Origin of the sequence: Prolixibacter sp. NT017 (assembly GCF_009617875.1) — a bacterium.
In the GTDB taxonomy this organism is placed as follows: Bacteria; Bacteroidota; Bacteroidia; order Bacteroidales; family Prolixibacteraceae; genus Prolixibacter.
Map to the genome: position 1 here is coordinate 677,919 of NZ_BLAV01000001.1, position 17,753 is coordinate 695,671.

Annotated in this window: 18 protein-coding genes; all 18 read right to left on the bottom strand. The window is 43.1% G+C overall.

Features of this window, described 5'->3' with window-relative positions; genetic code table 11:
• Nucleotides 1-21 precede the first annotated feature (21 nt).
• Nucleotides 22-1,296, bottom strand: a complete 1,275-nt coding sequence (locus GJU87_RS02685; protein ID WP_153638092.1) for a lipopolysaccharide biosynthesis protein — start codon at nucleotides 1,294-1,296, stop codon at nucleotides 22-24.
• A 275-nt stretch (nucleotides 1,297-1,571) separates the two neighbouring features.
• Nucleotides 1,572-2,612 (bottom strand): pseudaminic acid synthase, encoded by a 1,041-nt coding sequence (gene pseI, locus GJU87_RS02690; RefSeq protein ID WP_153638093.1) that lies wholly within the window; start codon nucleotides 2,610-2,612, stop codon nucleotides 1,572-1,574.
• Between the two features lie 2 nt (nucleotides 2,613-2,614).
• Nucleotides 2,615-3,487 (bottom strand): methionyl-tRNA formyltransferase, encoded by an 873-nt coding sequence (locus GJU87_RS02695; RefSeq protein WP_153638094.1) that lies wholly within the window; start codon nucleotides 3,485-3,487, stop codon nucleotides 2,615-2,617.
• A complete protein-coding gene (pseG, locus tag GJU87_RS02700; RefSeq protein WP_153638095.1) occupies nucleotides 3,484-4,476 on the bottom strand; it encodes a UDP-2,4-diacetamido-2,4,6-trideoxy-beta-L-altropyranose hydrolase in 993 nt (330 codons plus the stop codon). Before pseG ends, GJU87_RS02695 begins: the two co-directional genes overlap by 4 nt.
• Nucleotides 4,469-5,158 (bottom strand): pseudaminic acid cytidylyltransferase, encoded by a 690-nt coding sequence (gene pseF, locus GJU87_RS02705; RefSeq protein WP_153638096.1) that lies wholly within the window; start codon nucleotides 5,156-5,158, stop codon nucleotides 4,469-4,471. The genes pseG and pseF overlap by 8 nt, the downstream gene beginning before the upstream one ends.
• The gene (gene pseC / locus GJU87_RS02710) at nucleotides 5,151-6,356 is read right to left on the bottom strand and encodes a UDP-4-amino-4,6-dideoxy-N-acetyl-beta-L-altrosamine transaminase (RefSeq protein ID WP_153638097.1); all 1,206 of its coding nucleotides are present in this window, start codon (nucleotides 6,354-6,356) and stop codon (nucleotides 5,151-5,153) included. Before pseC ends, pseF begins: the two co-directional genes overlap by 8 nt.
• A gap of 2 nt (nucleotides 6,357-6,358) precedes the next feature.
• The gene (gene pseB, locus GJU87_RS02715) at nucleotides 6,359-7,381 is read right to left on the bottom strand and encodes a UDP-N-acetylglucosamine 4,6-dehydratase (inverting) (protein ID WP_153638098.1); all 1,023 of its coding nucleotides are present in this window, start codon (nucleotides 7,379-7,381) and stop codon (nucleotides 6,359-6,361) included.
• 71 nt (nucleotides 7,382-7,452) lie between these two features.
• Nucleotides 7,453-8,982, bottom strand: a complete 1,530-nt coding sequence (locus GJU87_RS02720) for a UDP-glucose 6-dehydrogenase (protein ID WP_153638099.1) — start codon at nucleotides 8,980-8,982, stop codon at nucleotides 7,453-7,455.
• Nucleotides 8,983-9,268: 286 nt separating this feature from the next.
• The gene (locus tag GJU87_RS02725) at nucleotides 9,269-9,580 is read right to left on the bottom strand and encodes a nucleotidyltransferase domain-containing protein (RefSeq protein ID WP_153638100.1); all 312 of its coding nucleotides are present in this window, start codon (nucleotides 9,578-9,580) and stop codon (nucleotides 9,269-9,271) included.
• Nucleotides 9,565-9,930, bottom strand: coding sequence for a nucleotidyltransferase substrate binding protein (locus tag GJU87_RS02730; protein ID WP_228491830.1), 366 nt, complete (start codon nucleotides 9,928-9,930; stop codon nucleotides 9,565-9,567). Before GJU87_RS02730 ends, GJU87_RS02725 begins: the two co-directional genes overlap by 16 nt.
• A gap of 680 nt (nucleotides 9,931-10,610) precedes the next feature.
• A complete protein-coding gene (locus GJU87_RS02735) occupies nucleotides 10,611-11,102 on the bottom strand; it encodes a hypothetical protein (RefSeq protein WP_153638101.1) in 492 nt (163 codons plus the stop codon).
• Nucleotides 11,103-11,125: 23 nt separating this feature from the next.
• A complete protein-coding gene (locus GJU87_RS02740) occupies nucleotides 11,126-11,428 on the bottom strand; it encodes a nucleotidyltransferase domain-containing protein (RefSeq protein WP_153638102.1) in 303 nt (100 codons plus the stop codon).
• A gap of 207 nt (nucleotides 11,429-11,635) precedes the next feature.
• Nucleotides 11,636-12,163 (bottom strand): hypothetical protein, encoded by a 528-nt coding sequence (locus tag GJU87_RS02745; protein ID WP_228491831.1) that lies wholly within the window; start codon nucleotides 12,161-12,163, stop codon nucleotides 11,636-11,638.
• Nucleotides 12,164-12,412: 249 nt separating this feature from the next.
• A complete protein-coding gene (locus GJU87_RS02750; protein ID WP_228491832.1) occupies nucleotides 12,413-12,664 on the bottom strand; it encodes a GxxExxY protein in 252 nt (83 codons plus the stop codon).
• 91 nt (nucleotides 12,665-12,755) lie between these two features.
• Nucleotides 12,756-12,905 carry a GxxExxY protein gene (locus tag GJU87_RS02755; protein ID WP_153638105.1) on the bottom strand — a complete coding sequence of 50 codons (150 nt, stop codon included), beginning with the start codon at nucleotides 12,903-12,905 and terminating at the stop codon, nucleotides 12,756-12,758.
• A gap of 42 nt (nucleotides 12,906-12,947) precedes the next feature.
• A complete protein-coding gene (locus GJU87_RS02760; protein WP_153638106.1) occupies nucleotides 12,948-14,078 on the bottom strand; it encodes a Wzz/FepE/Etk N-terminal domain-containing protein in 1,131 nt (376 codons plus the stop codon).
• 70 nt (nucleotides 14,079-14,148) lie between these two features.
• On the bottom strand, nucleotides 14,149-14,535 hold the full coding sequence (locus GJU87_RS02765; RefSeq protein WP_153638107.1) for a GxxExxY protein: 387 nt from the start codon (nucleotides 14,533-14,535) through the stop codon (nucleotides 14,149-14,151).
• A gap of 109 nt (nucleotides 14,536-14,644) precedes the next feature.
• Nucleotides 14,645-17,074, bottom strand: coding sequence for an SLBB domain-containing protein (locus GJU87_RS02770; protein ID WP_153638108.1), 2,430 nt, complete (start codon nucleotides 17,072-17,074; stop codon nucleotides 14,645-14,647).
• Nucleotides 17,075-17,753: the final 679 nt, after the last annotated feature.

The following is a 17,753-nucleotide window of genomic DNA, read 5'->3' on the forward strand; positions in this document are numbered from 1 at the left end:
AAACATTGAAATTTTCCTGGGTTATTGATGAATTTTAATAGCGTGATGATTAAGAAGTACATAATTAAAAACCATGGATTGCAATATGTAGCCAATACTTAGGCTAGTAATACATCCAAAAAAACCGAAATATTTTGTGAAAATTATTGCCATCGTAATATTTATTACTGATGTGAAGATAGTTATTGTAGAGGTCCTCATGGTTTTTCCTTCAATTATTAATATATTACTACCTATCGCTTTAAAAGCGTACAGAAATACACCGATACAATAGATTGTAAGTAGGATTATGCTATAATCACTGTTTGAATTAAGTGAAATAGTTTTATATGCAAAACCTACGATAAAAACAATTATTATTAAGGGTAGTGAATTTTGAAATATATATTTAAGAAAATCTATTATTGCTTGTTTCGGTCTATCGGGAAAGTTTCTGTAAAAAGTAGGGATATAACCATTATTTAGTGCATTAATTGTAATGGAAGCAATGCTTGATAATTGGTTGAAAATATTTAAAATTCCCAACTGACTAAGTGTTAGGAAAGGAGATATAAATACATTGAATCCATAACTATAACCGAAACTGCCAAATGTATTAACTGAAAGCGGTAATGTAAATTTTATTATTTTAAATATATTCTTTTTGCTGCTAAGTCTATGAAAAATATCTCTTCTCTCGGAAATGAGAATGAAGGAAATTAATGTAAAACTCTGGAGTAAGAAGAGGTAAGGTAAAACATTAATAAAAGTCGAGTTTGAAAAAAGTAATGCTACTAAAATAATCGGTATGAATTGAATTATCTTGTTGGAAATAAATAAAACACCATACTTCTTAATGCTTTCGGTAGCAATATGATATGATAATACTATTCTTTGTATTGAAATTAGCGAACTAGCGAAAACTACCAGAACTAGCGCTTTGAAAGAGGTGTGGAGTATATTGTTACTTGTCAGGTAGTACGAAATAATAATTAAGATGACTAATGGTATGAACGTAACAATTGCCCAGCTTATAAGACTGTCTAGTAGTGTATTTTCATTTTCATTCTTTCTAACTGTAAATTTAATTATACTAACATTTAAGCCAAAAGTAAAAAATGCAGCACCTAAGTTGTAAATAGAAAATAATAATGCAAAATACCCGTAATTGTCCGTAGACAACAAAAAAGGTAATATCAAATTTAACAGAAAAGTAAAAATGTTACCTATAATATTATAAATGAGAAATTCTAATCCTAGTTTACGGCTGTTTGAAATTTGATTTAATTTATTTTTTAAAGTAGTTAGTGGTTTCATCTATAATTTCTGGATTATATTTAATTATAGCGCAATCTCAGTTTTATGCATCGAATCTCCTGCATATTGTCACAATATAAGCTACAAAAACACAATTTTGAATCGATTATTTATGGTGCTGCATTCTGACTGAAGAAATTGGTAATATTTTTTCTGGAATTTTAGGAGGATTCTATATGTTACCATTCGTATAGTAATTATTTCTGATGAGTAACTGGATTTTTCATATTCCGTTGATTGAGAGACGTATTTGAATAGCTCCTTAAGGACATTTATTAATTATTTACATGCCTTAAACTTAACGGTGTTCCCTTTTCAAGTTCTTTCGTAGCTGTTTTACCAATAACATCTTTCAAATATTTTGGGTGCAAACCATACCCAGGGCGAATGGAACGCACGTTCTCTTCAGTAAAAATATCACCCGCCTTCATGTCTTTTGCCACAAAAAGAGAACGAGCGAATTTCCTACTTGCCTTAACTTTCTCTGTAAGTGAGTAGGAAACTTTCCCAACTGCTTTCTCTGCTTGACGAACTGCTGTAACCATCTCGGTGAATTCTTTTTCATCGAGCGAAAAGGAGGCATCTGGACCACCAATCGATTTATCCAAAATGAAATGTTTTTCAATGACACGTGCACCGAGTGTTGTGGCAACTACCGGAGCCACAATGCCCAAGGTGTGATCGGATAAACCGACCTCCACTCCAAAGCGTTGTTTAAGGTCGGGGATTGTATTGAGGTTGGCTTCTTCTATTGGGGCTGGGTAAGAAGAGGTACATTTTAGTAGGGTAATGTCATTATTTCCAACACCGCGACAGGTTTTCACAGCCAGTTCAATGTCTTCGATCTCGGCAATTCCTGTTGACATAATAATGGGTCTACCTTTAGATGCAGTGTATTCAATTAGGGGAATATCCTGAATCTCGAATGAAGCAATTTTGTACGCTGGTGGATTGAACTGCTCCAAAAAATCGACTGAAGTTTTATCAAATGGTGTCGAGAAACAGATTAGTCCTTCCTTTTTGGCTTCATTAAACAGATTCTCATGCCACTCCCAGGGAGTGTATGCTTCACCATACAATTCATAAAGTGTTTTCCCTTTCCACAATCCTTCCTGGATGGTAAAGTACTCGTTTTTACAATCAATTGTTAACGTGTCTGCTGTATAAGTCTGTAACTTAATAGCATCTGCACCAGCCCTTTTGGCAGCTCTAATTGTCTCTAATGCAATCTCCTTATTGTGTCCATGATTTGCAGATAATTCAGCAATAATCAGGGTATTTTTGCCTTTTTCAAAATCGAAACTTCCTATTTTCATAGCTAGATGAGTTGATCGTTTTCATTAAAACTAATAGTGTTTTGATCTCGTATTTGAAGGAGTTTAACCACTCCATTAGGAGTTTTTACCAGTATTTCAGGTTCTGTTTGAATGATCAAGCCATTTGGCATTTCATTATCGTATCCAAAGTCAGTAAAGCATATTTTGTCAATTATTACTTTTTTCCCGTTTAGGTAAGAGAATGCTCCCGGATATGGCATTGCCTGAGCTCTAACCCAATTGTAAATTCTCTCTTTCTGCCAGTCCCAGTTGATATGACCATCTTCCGGCGTCCTTTTGCCAAAATATGTGGCTTCTTTGTTGTTCTGTTTCTGAGTGACTAATTTATTATTAGCTATCATATCGAGAATTTTCTCGACCATCAATGGATACTTCTCTTTGTAAATGTGTAAGATGTCATTTCCCGTGGCGCTTGGATTGATTTCAAATCTTTCCTGCAAAACGATGTCTCCCGTATCACATCCCTTCTCCATCAAATGGGCTGTAATTCCTGTTTCTTTTTCGCCGTTGATAATCGCCCAAACATGTGGCGTTCTCCCCCTGTATTTAGGCAGTAAGGAACCGTGGAAGTTGATAGCGTGAGTTTCGGGAAAGTCCAAAACATCATCATTAACAATAAATAGATAGTTAATCGAAAAAATGATATCTGTATTGAACTTTTTTAAAAAAGAGGTTGAGTCTTTCTTTCTGGGATTACCAATAAAGACTGGGATTTTATTAATTTCTGCATATTGGATAATACCTGTAGAGTTTTTATCAGTAAAAATGAATTGGGGCTTAATAATGTTATCAATATGCTTTAAACAATGCAAACCCAATTCGCCAGAAACCAGAAAGCCGATTTTGTTTGTCATAGTGAATGAAATACTTTGAGAAATCTTTCTTTTGATTTTTTATCGAGTTTTGTTCTTTGGTTTATTTTGATTGTGTCTACAGTATTTATTTCAGACAGTTTCCTCTGGGCAGTAAGTAGTTTTTTTTCATTTATATCAAGATAATTTCCAATGCAGACAGCCAGGTTACTCGTTTTTATTCCATTATAAATTTCGGACTGGTTATTGATAAAGTATCCACAAATGAAAGGCAATCTGGCAGCGCATGCCTCAATTGCTACTGTACTTGCAGGAAGGATTCCAAATTGTGATTGGAGCATTAATCTGAAAACCTGTGCTGAAGTGATGCTCTTAAATAAAGCAACATTACAAAATTTACTTAGAGAAGAATTCTCTTTGTATCCAGAACCGACGACGACGGCAATTGGTAATTTAGTCTCCTTAAGTTCGAGGATATTTAAGATATGATGAGTAAGGTTATGCGGATCTGCTCCTCCCATCATAAGAAAGTATGAATACTTTTTGTTGTCTAAATTGATGTCCTCTTCCAAATATTCCTTTCTCAATAAAGCGTAGTTGTAACCTAACAAAAGTTGAGAATAGGGTTCTACCGAATAATCTTCAGAACTAATACCTTCTGCGTGGTTAATGATTATATCTGCAACAAAATGTTCATCATGAAGATCATCAATACAGACTAAACGACATCCTTTATTCTTGATTTCATGTTGATATTGAGTTGTGAAATAATAGTTGTCAAGTACTACAATTTCATCTCCATTTAAAAGGTCAAGGAATTTTGTGAAATGCGTTTTATCTGTAGGTAAATCGATTCTTTTGTGGCAAACCTTTTCAATTTCGTCTATTTGATATTGTGATGGAGTTTTTGTTGCAAAAATACAATGGAAATCCTGGTTAAGCATTTCTGCAAGAGCCAAAGTACGAATGAAATGCCCCATCCCTATCGATTCGTTTCCATCGGCTCTGAAAATGATTGTGCGCTTACCCATGTATCAACTTATATTTCATTTCAGCTAATCTCCAATCGGTCAAGGTATCGATATCCTGAACTTCGTTTTCTGGAAGTACAATTGCGCCTCCATTTTTGCAAAACAAAGATTTTTGCTCCATTAAAGCTGCTTCTTTTACCCAATAAAACGAACCGGTATCATGGAAAGTTGGTTTTAAATCCTGACTTCTGGTTTTTACGTATTCAGGCCAAACCATTTTTAGTTTGTAGTTCTGATCAAATTCTAAAGCCCTTAAGATAGGATAAGAAAATTCCACAACCGGAACTGAAGATTCTAATCCTTCTTTGACAAGTTTCTTAAATGCTTCATCAATACGTGTAGAGGTGGTTAACGGAGCAGTTGGCAAAATACAACAGATGTTTTCAAAAAATTTTCCAGCTTTTTTGTATTGGTTTACCACTTCAATGAGCACATCGGTCAGTGTGGCAAAGTCATTTGCATTTTCTCCTGATCGCATAAAAGGCACTTTGGCCCCGTACTTTAAAGCGGTTTTTGCGATTTCCGGATCATCGGTTGAGACCATAACCTCATCGAAAAGATTACTTTTTAGGGCTGTTACAATGGAGTAGGCGATGATCGGTTTCCCTAAAAAATCTTTGACGTTCTTTTTAGGAATTCGTTTACTTCCGCCACGGGCAGGAATAATGCATAGATTACTCATAGCATTCATTGATTTTCTGGATAACGTATTGTTGTTCCTCATCTGTCAACGTTGGGTACATGGGTAAGCTGATACATCGGTTATAATATCTTTCAGCTGCAGGCAGATCCCCATTTTTCCATCCAAATTGCCTGTAATAAGGCATCAGATGCACCGGAACATAATGAATCTGAACGAAAATATTATTTGCTCTGAGGTGTTCATACAGTTCTTTGCGATTATTTACTTCGATCACATACAAATGGTATGCGTGACCATCAACAACACCCGATTGCCCTTTAATAAACGATTTGCCTTTGAATGCCTCATCATACGTTTGAGCTATTTCTCTTCTTCGTTTTAAACCTTCATCAGCCCGTTTTAGCTGTTCATTCCCCAATGCTGCCTGGAAATCAGTGAGGCGGTAGTTGAAACCCAGTTCCTGCATTTCGTAATACCAGCCCGGATATGTTGCAGTATTTGTATTTTCTGCTTCATGGTTATTTCCGTATGCAACTTGTGGCGAATTTTGGAAAAGCTCTACGTCTTTCAATATACCGTGGGTTCGAAGCGTAAGAAGTTTTTGATAGAGTTTTTCATCGTTCGTGGTAATCATGCCACCTTCCCCTGCAGCAATGTGTTTTACCGGGTGAAAGGAAAAAATGGCCAGATCGGCAAATTGACTATTGCCGCAAAATTGTTTTTTTTCATTGGAATCGATGAAATACCCTCCAGGTGCGTGACAAGCATCTTCAATAATCCAGCAGTTGTACTTATCGGCTAACTTTCGGAAAGCTTCCAGATCAACACTTCGTCCGGCAAAATCAACAGGAATGATTCCCTTATATGTACCTTCCGGAGCGTTGTTCAATAATTCTTCAACCTTTTTAATATCTAAGAGGTAGGTTTCCGGTTCAATATCTGCAAAAACAACATCTCCACCTGCATAACGGACACAATTTGCTGAAGCCGCAAAGGTAATGGGAGTTGTAATTACTTTATTACCCGGTTGAACTCCCAGTGCTAAAGTACAAAGGTGCAGAGCAGCGGTTCCGTTGGCAACCGCAACTGCATAACGGCTACCTATATAGTTCGCAAAAGCCTGCTCAAATTCGGCGATTTTAGGGCCTTGGGTTAGATAGTCAGCACGGAGTACCTCAACTACTGCATCAATATCCGCCTGTGTGATATGCTGTCTGCCGTAAGGGATGGATTTCATTTCTACAATGGTTTAAAATTTGGATCCACATGTTCGATAATTGCTCCACGTAGAGATTCAACTGTCTCCCAATCCGTATTTGTTCCGGAATTGTACTTAAATCCTGCGGGAACAGCTTCCGCATTGTGATGCTTCATGTAGTCCTCTTTAGTATGAGCAAAGGACACCGATGGGAGGATGGCATAATATTTTCCTAAATCAATCGTGTTGAGTGCATCTGTTTCGGTGATCATTTCTTCATGTAATTTTTCTCCTGGCCTGATACCAACAACTTCAGTGTCTTTCGAAGGAGCAATGGCTTTGGCAACATCCATAATTTTATAGGATGGAATTTTTGGGATAAATATTTCGCCGCCCAGATGATGTTCTATCGCATACATTACCAAATCGACTCCCGCTTGTAAGGAGATATTGAATCGGGTCATCTCTTGGTGAGTGATGGGTAATGTTCCATTTCCATTTTCCCGTTTGCTCATGAAGAAAGGTATAACGGAACCTCTCGATCCCATTACGTTCCCATATCGTACTGCTGAAAAACGAATATCTCGTTTCCCTTTCATATTGTTGGCTGCCGTTATCAGTTTATCAGAAACTAATTTGGTTGCGCCATACAGGTTAATTGGCGCGCATGCTTTATCAGTCGAAAGAGCCACAACATCCCTGACATTGGTAGCCAGGGCCGCGTCGATTACATTTTGAGCTCCGTTAACATTGGTCTTAATACACTCGTCAGGGTTATATTCTGCAGTATCGACTTGTTTTATTGCAGCAGCATGAATAATGACATCAACACCTTCACAGGCTCTTTTCAATCTGGCAGCATCACGAACGTCCCCAATAAAAAAACGAAGTTGTGGGTATTTATGTGGGGGGTACATCTGTTTCATTTCAAACTGCTTAAGTTCATCACGAGAATAGATGACTAGCCTTTTGACGTTAGGATATCTGCTTAAAATGGTTTCTGTAAATTTCTTACCAAATGAACCGGTTCCTCCGGTAATTAAAATTGCTTTTTCGTTGAGCATTTGATTTGAGATTTTATGATTAATATTTTAGAGCTATTTTCTTATTCGTTGATTTAAAATGGGATCAACTCTTATCCTTTCCCAATCCCCTTTATTTCGAACCCTATGCCCTTAAGCCCTTCTCTGTTCAGGATATTTCGTCCGTCGAACACAAAAGCCGGTTTACGCATGACGTTGTAGATTTTTTGCCAGTCGTAGGTGGGGAACTCGTCCCATTCAGTGAGTACCGCTATGGCATGCGAGTCTTTTAGCGCTTCGTAAGGATCGGCATGTACATGCATTAGTTCCCTGATCAATGCCGGGGATAATTTCGCGAATTCAAGCGAATTACGCGAATTGGAGGAATTATGCGAACTGTTTTCTCTTCTGTGTTCCTGTAGGTATTCGAGATCGGCATAAATGCGTTCTTTAGTTACTTTGGGATCATAAATATGAATCTCGGCGTGGTCCTGCAGGAGTTCGTCGGCTACGTAGATGGCGGCGGACTCACGGGTATCGTTGGTATCCTTCTTAAACGCCCAGCCCAGGAATGCAATCTTCTTCCCGGACACGGTATTGAAGAGGGTGTCGATGATTTGTTTGGCAAACCGGTGTTTCTGGTAATCGTTCAGTTTTACCACCTGCTCCCAGTAATCGGCTACCTCGGGCAGATTGAAATGGCGGCAGAGATACACCAGGTTGAGAATGTCCTTTTGGAAACAGCTTCCCCCGAAACCGACGGAGGATTTCAGGAATTTGGGGCCAATGCGGCTGTCGGTCCCAATGGCATGGGCTACCTCGTCGACATCGGCACCTGTTTTCTCACACAAGGCCGACAGGGCATTGATGGACGAGATGCGTTGTGCCAGGAAGGCGTTGGCCGTGAGCTTTGACAGCTCCGAAGACCAGACCCGGGTGGTGAGGATGCGTTCGCGCGGCACCCAGTTGGCATACACATCCACCAGCGCTTCCATGGCTCGTTGGCCGTCTTCATCTTCCTCGCCTCCGATGAGAACACGGTCGGGGTTGTGTAGATCCTTCACGGCAGTGCCTTCGGCGAGGAATTCCGGGTTGGATAATACGGAGAAGCGGGGAGCGGGAGATGAATCCGGAGAGGGGGAGCCAGGGAGAAGGGGTGAAGAGGAGAGAGGGTGATGGGGAGAACGGGAGGCATCCAATATGGTTCGGATGGATTGGGCAGTGCGGACCGGGAGGGTGGATTTTTCCACAACGATTTTGTCCTCGGTGGCGACTTCTGCAATTTGCCGGGCGCAGAGCTCCACGTATTTCAGGTCGGCCGCCATGCCTTTTCCTACCCCGTACGTTTTGGTGGGGGTATTGACCGAGATGAAGATCATCTGCGCTTCGCGAATAGCCTTTTCCACATCGGTGGAGAAAAAGAGATTGCGACCGCGGGCTTCGGCTACCACCTGGTCGAGGCCGGGTTCGTACACCGGTAATTTATCGAGGTCGGCATCATTCCAGTCGGCGATACGCTGCTCGTTAATATCTACCACAGTAACTTTGATATGGGGGCATTTCTGCGCGATAACGGCCATGGTAGGCCCTCCCACGTATCCGGCGCCTATGCAGGCGATGTTTGTTACTTTTGATGGAATCATATTTCGTTGATGTTGCGGGTTGTATATTGATTAAGGAAATATTCTTCAAATATTTTTGATTACGCTAATTAAAGCGAATTACGATAATTGTGCTTCGTTCAACTGTGTGTTTATTTTAATTACGCGAATTCTATTGAAAGAGATTACGCGAATTTTAGCTAATTACGCCAATTGTGCTCCGGCCAAATTTCTTTCCCCAATTCGGGGAGAGGTTGGGGTATTAGCCGTGGCGATAGCATATCGTCCCTAACTTCCCCGTAACCTCGACGGGCATACATCCGGTTTATCATGGCCGGGGTCGTTTGTATATCGTTTTTCCAACCTGTTGTATGTGCTCAATTAAGTCGTTGTTTTTGATGGTGGTAAAGATCGAAATGTCTACCATCCAGGGCAACAGCAAATCGTCAATATCCTTACTGATATTCTGCAAATCCGAGAATTCGAGTTCCTGCCCTTTTAGGGTCAGGTCGATGTCGGAGCCTTCGGCATAGTTTCCTTTGGCACGCGAGCCGTAAAGGATGACTTCACTGACTTGTTCGTAGCGGTCGAACACTTTTTTCAGCAAGGCAATTGTTGCATCGCTTAATCCGTATGGCATAACTCATCCATTTTCTTTTCGAAGCCGGTAAACAAATCATAATAGGCGTGGACGATCCGGTCCAGAATTTGTTCCGAAATTTCTTCCCGGTAGGTATGTGACGTCAGGTTTCTGTCTGCAATCATATCCATCCAGACAGTCCCGTTGGTGATTAGCCCCCGGTTAAAGGCCATGCGGGTGGCATCTTTAGAACCGTATATATTGGCTTCTCCCTGGTCTTTTAAAAAGTCCTGCATGACCTTCCAGCAAAGTTTGTGCGTGAACTCAAACCCCTGAATCAGGCCTTGCTTCTCCAGGTCGGAGAGGCCTTTTTCGTGGTATTGGTGAACACCCTTCTTCAGGGTGGTCAATGCCTTTTTTTAATTGGAAAATCGTTGTTTCCACCGGATATCGGTCATCGTACAGATAATTGTTGGTTTTGTAGAACTATATTTTGAGGGTATTAAACTAAGAAAGTCTGTTTTTCAATTAAGGTTTGGATTAACACGGATTTTGAAATCGCGGATTAACACGGATTTGTGGTCGCGGATTAGCACTGATGATTTCACGGATTAACGCTGTTTGTGTTTTCGAAGGCTCCGGCCAAACTTCTTTCCCCAATTCGGGGAGAGGTTGGGAGAGGGGCAATTACCCGGGGCGATAACATGTTGCCCTTAGCGGCTCCATACCCTGGAAGGGCATCCGTGTATGCCGGGTTGATGTTTTCGATATAATTGATTTCGTTGAACATTGTTTTTGTGCATTATGTGCGGCACCGGTTAGGGACGACTTTCAAACATTACCGGCCCCGATGGCGGTCGGGGGTGCGCCTCTTTCCCATGCGGGTCATTCTACCGGGGTAGCGTCGTGACCTCCTTACCCCGGGTTATTAAGATTATACCCCTCCGGGGTAATCAGAGCATCCCGTTGAATCGAAGTTTACCCGCGTAAATCCGGGAATTAAATCTTTATTTACCTTAAGCCTTACACCTTGGTCCTTTCTCCCATTCCAATTTTTCATTGCCTTTCGCCCATTCTCCCTCTCGCGGTTTCAGGTTTCAGGTTGGAACCGTTTGTCGATGTACGTTACAAAGTCGTTCCAGATAGAAAGAATCAGCTTGTAATGTTTGTTCAACAGGTTTAATCCTTCAATCACTTCATCTGTGATGAAGGGGTATTCGTGTGTCACCGTATTCCTTGTTTCACGAAGCAAGAGCCAGTCTTCTTTGCTTTTCAGTATATTCAGTTCTTCCAGTCGTGTCAGGATATCGATAAAGGGCTTCTCTCTAATTTCTTCATCCAGATTTTCCAGCAGGGAGGGGAAGAGTTTGCCTCCCATGCAATCCTGTAATTTTGAAAAACGAAAAATCAACTGGTCAAAGAAACTTGATTCTTCCGGTTCGAGTGCCTGGTATATTTCCGGGGGCAGCGGAAACCTGTTATGAATTTTATGCCAGGCAAAACTCATTCGTTCACAATGGATTTTACCTAATTGCAACGCTTCTGTGAGTTTGTTCCTGTTTTCTGCTCGTTTACTGGCCATTGCTATTTTGTGCCGGGTGTTGTTTATAATTCAATTTGATGCTGCCTGATGGAACGATAGAAATTTGTTTTGTGTCGTGTGTGAACGTTATCAAAAACCAGATCGATTTTTTGATCTCCGATACGGTTTTTTAAGTCGGCCAGGAAATGGATCTTGGCTTCCAGCGTTAAAAGACTTTCCATGTCATTTTTGACAAATAAATCGATGTCTCCTCCTCTTTTCTTGTCGTCGGTTCTTGATCCAAACAGAAACACACGGGCATTTTTCCCAAAATATTTCCGGGCCAGCTGGGTGATCGTCTCTATTTCGAATTGAGTTAAACGCATAAAACAAAGATAAAAAGATTTAAGTGTTAAGAATTTTTTAGGTCTTTACTATGGGCGTCTGTTTTCCAATGGAGATCGCGGATTTTCGCGGATTTTAATCACGGATTGACGCTGATTATGTTTCGAAGGCTCCGGCCTAACTCCTGTCTCCATTTGGGGAGAGGTTGGGAGAGGGGTAATTACCCGGGGCGATAGCATGTTGCCCCTTCAAGAACTCTTTTTCTCCCCGCCTACTTCTTCCTGTTTCTCGTCTGCTTCCCAAAGGAGCAGGGCATTCTTTTCACTTTTCAGGTACTCCTGTTCTTCCTCCTCGGTGATGCAGAGGGTGCGTATTTTGCGATCGGTCATCTTTTCGGCGCTGGTCGTGAGGCGGCCGAGGTAGTTGCGGTCGATGTTTTCGCCGACCAGGATGATGTCGATGATGCGGCTCTCGCGGCCGGCAGCCATTTCGCCGGTCAGCCAGGCGCGGGACACATGCCCCAGCTTACGGATCAGATCACTGACCACGTGGTCGATCCCCACATGTTTCATGAGGATGCTGTGGATGTCGCGGAACAACGGATGTTTTGTATTCGCTGTGAACATCTTTTTGTTGCCGTCGAAGCTCGATGTGAGCAACCCGGCCTGTTCGAAACGGTTCAGCTCCACGCGGATGGCGTTGGATGACTCGTTGAATTCATCGGCCAGCCCACGCAGGTAAGACGAGGTACTGCTGTTGAGGAAAAACTTCAGCAACAGCTTAATTCTTGTTTGGGATGTAATGAGGGATTCCAGCACGATCGATCGAGTGATTAGGTATTGATATTGGCTACTAATGGTGTTTTTGAGGGGGTGGTTGGGCGATTCATAAATCTTATTTGGATTACGCTAATTATGGCGAATTACGCGAATTAGGCTTCGTTCAACTTGTTGTTTATTTTGATTACGCGAATTCTATTGAAAGAGATTACGCGAATTTTAGCTAATTACGCCAATTGGCTTCGTTCAATAGTGTGCTTTTGAGTTGACGAACCGTTTCCATCGGAGACTTTTCTCCCCAAAATTGACCAGGAGTCCGACGGGAAGATTGGCTGCTTTGATGTAGTTGATGGTTTGCTGTTCGTCTATCTTTAATAAAATGGTTTTACTTTTGATTTCCAGGATGATTTTGTCAAAGCAAAAAAAGTCAGCTTTGAAGTACTTGTCCAGTTTGACATCGGTTAAATCACCCCTAATCCCCTGAAGGGGACTTGTCACTCCGATGAATTTTTGCTTTTGTTAGCATCGCTGAATTAGCCTATTTTATTTCGAAGCCTTGAAACTCTGAGCAGACCCTTAAGCCGCCCCTTTAGGGGAGGTTTGGAGGGGTGGTCGTTAATTCTTTCTCTAATGCTTCAGCATAAACACTTTCTAAAAATCCCGGTCCTAATGTTCTGTGAACTTTCATACAGGCTCCAATGATCGAGAATACTTTGTCCTTGAGTAAAAGCTCTGACATCAATTCGCGGAATTAGCTATAATTAGCGTAATATTATAAAGATTAACTCTCGATGTTTTCTGTTTCGTCCTCATCGGTAGAATTCCAGCGCTCCTTGAACTGCTGCAAATACTCTCTTCCGAAGACGACTCCTGTGCCGATGATGCCACCGAGGAAGATCCAGATGATGAGGATCATCGGTCTGTTGGGCTTGGATTTTTCCAGGGGAACGGATACCGGCTCGATGATGGTGAAGACCGGCGTGTCTTCTTTCACCTGAATTTTGGCCTGCTCCAGTTGTTTGGCCAGCTCGGTATAGACACTCGATAAGAGGTTGTAATTGCTGTTCAAACGCTCCAGTTCAGTTTGTGCCATGGCGGTGGCCACATTTTTGTTGCGGTCGCGGAATCGGGCCAGTTCGTTCTGCGCCTTTTCAAACTGTTTCTTTGTTTCGTCGTACCGTTGCTGCACGAACTCGAGATTGGCCTTCGCTTTCTTTACCTTGAAGTCGGTGATGTACTGCTGCAGCATTTTCTGCGTGTGCTCTGCCAGTTGTGCAGCGGGCAACGCTTCCGGCATGTTACACGTGAGGGTGACATAGCCGTCCTTGTCGTTGTAATCGATGGAGACCAAATCGGCCAGTTTCTTTTGTACTTTCCGTTGGCCATTGGTTAGCCGGATGGGACCGTTGTTGCCGGACGAAGTTCCGTCTTCCGGTTTTCCTTTGATGGCTTTCAGGATGACTCCCGGCAAGCCAATGGTGTATTTAATGAGAGGATTGGGCTTGTCATATTCGGTGTAGTAATCGAAAAGCGATACCGGATGGTCGATGCCTTTGAAAGTGAGCTTGGTTTTCATCAGTTCCAACTGGAAGGGTACACTGGAGATGATTTGCGGATAGACGGCCGGCGTGATATCGGAGTTGCTGCCAATATTGAGGTTAAAACCAGCCATGGCTGCCAGGCCGGAAAGACCTCCCAGTTTGGACTGGCCACCGGCGCCCTGGGGTACCATGGTGGTGGCAGCGGTGTACTGTTTGGCACTAAAGAGCGCTACCAACAGGCCCAGCACCGCAAAGATGGCTACCGTTTTGATGATGGTTTTCCGTCCTTCCCAGAGGGTCTTCGCCATCTGAATGAGATCGATTTCGTCGTCGGCGGTGGCACCTGGATTATAATTTTTTTCTTCTGTCATTTCTGTAGATGTATTTTTTAATGAAGAAGGATTACGCGAATTTTAGCGAATTACGCGAATTACACTTCGTTCAATAGTATGCTTTCGAGTTGGCAAACCGTTTCCATCGAAGACTTTTTTCACCAAAGTTGACTAAAAGTCCGACGGGAAGATTGGCTGCTTTGATGTAATTGATGGTTTGCTGTTCGTCTATTTTCAATAAAAATGTTTTACTCTTGATTTCCAAGATGATTTTGTCGAAGCAAAGAAAGTCGGCCTTAAAGAATTTATTCATCGGCTTTTCTTCGTAGTGTACCTCCAGTTTGATTTCACGATGATGTGGAATATTTCTGGTCGATAATTCTTTTTCTAACGCTTCGGCATAAACACTTTCCAAGAATCCAGGTCCTAAGGTTCGATGGACCTTCATGCATGCCCCGATGATTTGGTAGCTTTCTTGTTTGAAAAGGATATCCATCGCACCCAATTCGTGTAATTCGCTTTAAATTCGTGTAATTGGTATGATTTAAATTGACTTCGTCGAACTTCGTTTCGCGTGACTAAATCAATAAGGTCTATCAGTTATGTTACAATTTATTTACCAGTGTGACGATCGTTAACGACATGGCGCTAAGGGCACTGGAGAGGCTGATCCATTGAGCGGCGGACATGCCTTCCTTATCCGGGCGGGCCGGGACGATGATTTCGCTGCCGGGTGTTATTTTCGGATAGTTCCGGGCGAGGAACAGGAAGGAGTGGGTTGTAGCTGTTGTACCGTTGGGGTAGATGACATACACCTTTCCGCGCCGTGCGCGCGGGGCAAAACCTCCGGCTTTATTGATGTAACTCCGGAGGGATTTTCCTTGTTCAAAGGTCTGTGCTACCGGGTTCATCACACCACCGGATACCTTGATGGTCTGCATCTTTTTCGGAATGTGCAGCTCGTCACCGGGCATCAGCATGAGGTCGATATCACTGCCGGGATTGGCCATGATTTTCTGCAGATCGATACCGACCAGTTGTTTGGGAGTGATATCTAACTTCAGGGTACTGTCTTTTTCCATCAAGGTTTTACGAGCATCGATCTCTTCCTGGGTTAAGCCGGTGCTGCGGGTGAGGGTCGCTCCCTTCAGGTAAGCGTCCCGGGTAAAGCCTCCGGCCCGGTTGATGATGTCGGAAATGCGCTCGTTTTTGTGCGCGATGCTGTAACTCCCGGCGTAAACAACTTCCCCGTCAACCATTACACTTCCCTGGTCGCGGTATCCGGGTGCGCGGCGTACATATACCTGGTCGAACGGTTCCAGAACAAAACCGGCATCCTTCGGGTTCAGTTTTAAATTCCGGGGGACCTGAAAGGTGAAAATGTGCGACAGCTGGTTGGTCGTTTCCGACGCTTCGCTGTGACTCAGCCGGCGGGCCACTTCGATGAAGCCCACATCGGCATTTTCCTTGAAGCCACCAGCGCGGAAAATCAGGTCTTCCAATGTCATTTTGTCATTGTAAGGGAACTTGCCGGGATTGAGTACCTCTCCCACAATATTCACTGTCTGGTCTTCCCGCATATCGAAGATGGAGCGGATGGTGACCACATCATTGGGCCTGAGATCGGTATCCCACGTGCCTTTTTCCACATCACCCAGGTTGAAAGCGATGTTTTCCCACTCCCAGTTGGCTTTGCGGCGGGAGAGGATGGCACGGTTGAGGAACGCTTCTTCTTTGGGACCGTCCGCTTTTTTCAGCAGGTCGGAGAGTTTCATTCCCTCTTTCCACTGGTAGGAACCGGGACGGAAAACGGCTCCGTTGATGGTGACGCGGTTGGTGTACCGGTCGAGCAAAGTGTCGGCTTTCACCATATCGCCATTTTGCATGGTGAATTTGCTGAATTGAGCATGGTCGACGTCCTGAATGCTTTTTTCCTTTTCTGTATTCCGGGTAACCGAAATGTTTTGTGTGTAGGCATTTTCGGCAAAACCACCGGCATATTTGATCAGGTTGGCCAGTGTTTCCCCTTTTTTCACTTCAAACAAACCATCGCGTTTGAAGGCGCCTTCAACGTCAATGCGTTCTTCGTAGGTGGGGACAAAAAGGATATCCTGGTCGCGCAACTGCACGTTGGCTTTTGGGTTGGCATTGACCAGGAAGTCGTATACATCGATGGTGTGAACGACTTTGCCGCCACGAATCACCTGGATGTTTCTGAACGAACCATTCTCAGTAGGTCCACCGGAAAGGTAAAGCGCGTTGAACGCGGAAGCAGTGGCCGGCAGGGTATAGGTTCCCGGTGCATTCACATCGCCAATGACATTGACTTTGATGCTGCGAACCGTTCCCATGCTGACTTCTGCATAGGTGTTGGGATTGGCACCTGAAAGTCCGCTGTAAATACTGATAAGTCGTTTTTGAATTTGCTTGTTGGCTTCTTCGAACGTGCTGCCTGCCACATATACCGGACCGATATCGGGGATGTTGATGGCGCCATTTTGGTCGATGGTCAGCTGGTAAGTGGCCTGAGAGGCTCCCCAAACCGTAATCACCAATTCGTCGCCAATGCCTAATACATAATCTTTGGGTGTAGGAATATTGACAGAGGGTTCGAAGGTGAGATTTTTTGAATTGAACAGTTTGAAGCCAAAGACTTTTTCGTTTTCCGGCGTGGGTAAAATGGGGGCTTTCACCGAAAGGGAGTCGGTTTGTGCCGTTGGTGTTTCCGTTGAAGTGTCTTCCTTAACAGGCTGTTCGAGGCCCGTACCATTTTGCAGCTGCTGGATTCGTGCCATCAGCTGGTCAATTTGCGCCTGGGATGCGCCCCGTGCTTTGGCCAGCGCGACGGCCTGTTCCTGTGTCAAACCGCGGTCCTGTATTTCCTTCATGATTTTACGGACCTGAGCATCGCTTAGCTTACTTACATCCACCTGCGATGGATTGATATCGCTACTTTGGGTTTGTGCCATTCCCTGCGAAACCGTCAGAGTCAGTGACAGTATCACCAGGGTGAAAATGGTTTTCAACTTCAACATATTCGGATTATATAATTATTTGTAAAATACGGATTACACGAATTAGGGCGAATTACACGAAACGTAGTTCGACGCAGTCAATTCCAATAAATATGAATTACGCTAATTAAGGCCAATTACGCTAATTGCGCTTCGACGTTGCTATGGCAAAAAGTGATTAGCGTGAATTTTCTTTGCGGCCTCTGCGTGGAGTCTTTAGTAATAAAGGTCGAACGTTGAAAGTCAAAGGTCTAGAGTCAAAAGTTGAGCAAAGCGAAATCGCGATCGAAGTATCGGGGGCCCATGTCTAAAATCTCCTGTCTCTAAGTCTCTTACTTAACACTTAGACTCTGTCCAATCTGAAACCCTTCAACCAATTAATAATGAATAATGTGTGATGAAGAGGTCGAAAGTTGCGCAGCCTGAAACCTATGACTAATATCTGATCACTGTGCGGCGACGATGTATCGTGGCCCTGCCTGACTGCTACCGGACGAACCGGAGGTGAACAATAGTAACTACAGTAACAACAGAAACCGCGAAGCTCAACCTGAAACCTGTAACCTCTAATCGCGAAGCGTCTTCTTTTCACAGCTTCGCCTCCTCAGTCCCATATGGAATGGGTGAGCAGGCAAAATTATTGGCAGCGGTTGAAAATTGAACTACAATTGTTGTTCATTATTAACCGTCAGTGTGCCAG

What these genes read in the sequence shown, in the direction of transcription:
- pseC (WP_153638097.1), bottom strand. Translation starts at nt 6,356, where the DNA reads ATGAAATCCATCCCTTACGGCAGACAGCATATCACACAGGCGGATATT.
- GJU87_RS02695 (WP_153638094.1), bottom strand. Translation starts at nt 3,487, where the DNA reads ATGACAAACAAAATCGGCTTTCTGGTTTCTGGCGAATTGGGTTTGCAT.
- GJU87_RS02760 (WP_153638106.1), bottom strand. Translation starts at nt 14,078, where the DNA reads ATGACAGAAGAAAAAAATTATAATCCAGGTGCCACCGCCGACGACGAA.
- GJU87_RS02755 (WP_153638105.1), bottom strand. Translation starts at nt 12,905, where the DNA reads ATGTCAGAGCTTTTACTCAAGGACAAAGTATTCTCGATCATTGGAGCC.
- GJU87_RS02770 (WP_153638108.1), bottom strand. Translation starts at nt 17,074, where the DNA reads ATGTTGAAGTTGAAAACCATTTTCACCCTGGTGATACTGTCACTGACT.
- GJU87_RS02735 (WP_153638101.1), bottom strand. Translation starts at nt 11,102, where the DNA reads ATGGCCAGTAAACGAGCAGAAAACAGGAACAAACTCACAGAAGCGTTG.
- pseF (WP_153638096.1), bottom strand. Translation starts at nt 5,158, where the DNA reads ATGAGTAATCTATGCATTATTCCTGCCCGTGGCGGAAGTAAACGAATT.
- GJU87_RS02720 (WP_153638099.1), bottom strand. Translation starts at nt 8,982, where the DNA reads ATGATTCCATCAAAAGTAACAAACATCGCCTGCATAGGCGCCGGATAC.
- pseB (WP_153638098.1), bottom strand. Translation starts at nt 7,381, where the DNA reads ATGCTCAACGAAAAAGCAATTTTAATTACCGGAGGAACCGGTTCATTT.
- pseG (WP_153638095.1), bottom strand. Translation starts at nt 4,476, where the DNA reads ATGGGTAAGCGCACAATCATTTTCAGAGCCGATGGAAACGAATCGATA.
- pseI (WP_153638093.1), bottom strand. Translation starts at nt 2,612, where the DNA reads ATGAAAATAGGAAGTTTCGATTTTGAAAAAGGCAAAAATACCCTGATT.
- GJU87_RS02725 (WP_153638100.1), bottom strand. Translation starts at nt 9,580, where the DNA reads ATGCCATACGGATTAAGCGATGCAACAATTGCCTTGCTGAAAAAAGTG.
- GJU87_RS02765 (WP_153638107.1), bottom strand. Translation starts at nt 14,535, where the DNA reads ATGGATATCCTTTTCAAACAAGAAAGCTACCAAATCATCGGGGCATGC.
- GJU87_RS02740 (WP_153638102.1), bottom strand. Translation starts at nt 11,428, where the DNA reads ATGCGTTTAACTCAATTCGAAATAGAGACGATCACCCAGCTGGCCCGG.
- GJU87_RS02685 (WP_153638092.1), bottom strand. Translation starts at nt 1,296, where the DNA reads ATGAAACCACTAACTACTTTAAAAAATAAATTAAATCAAATTTCAAAC.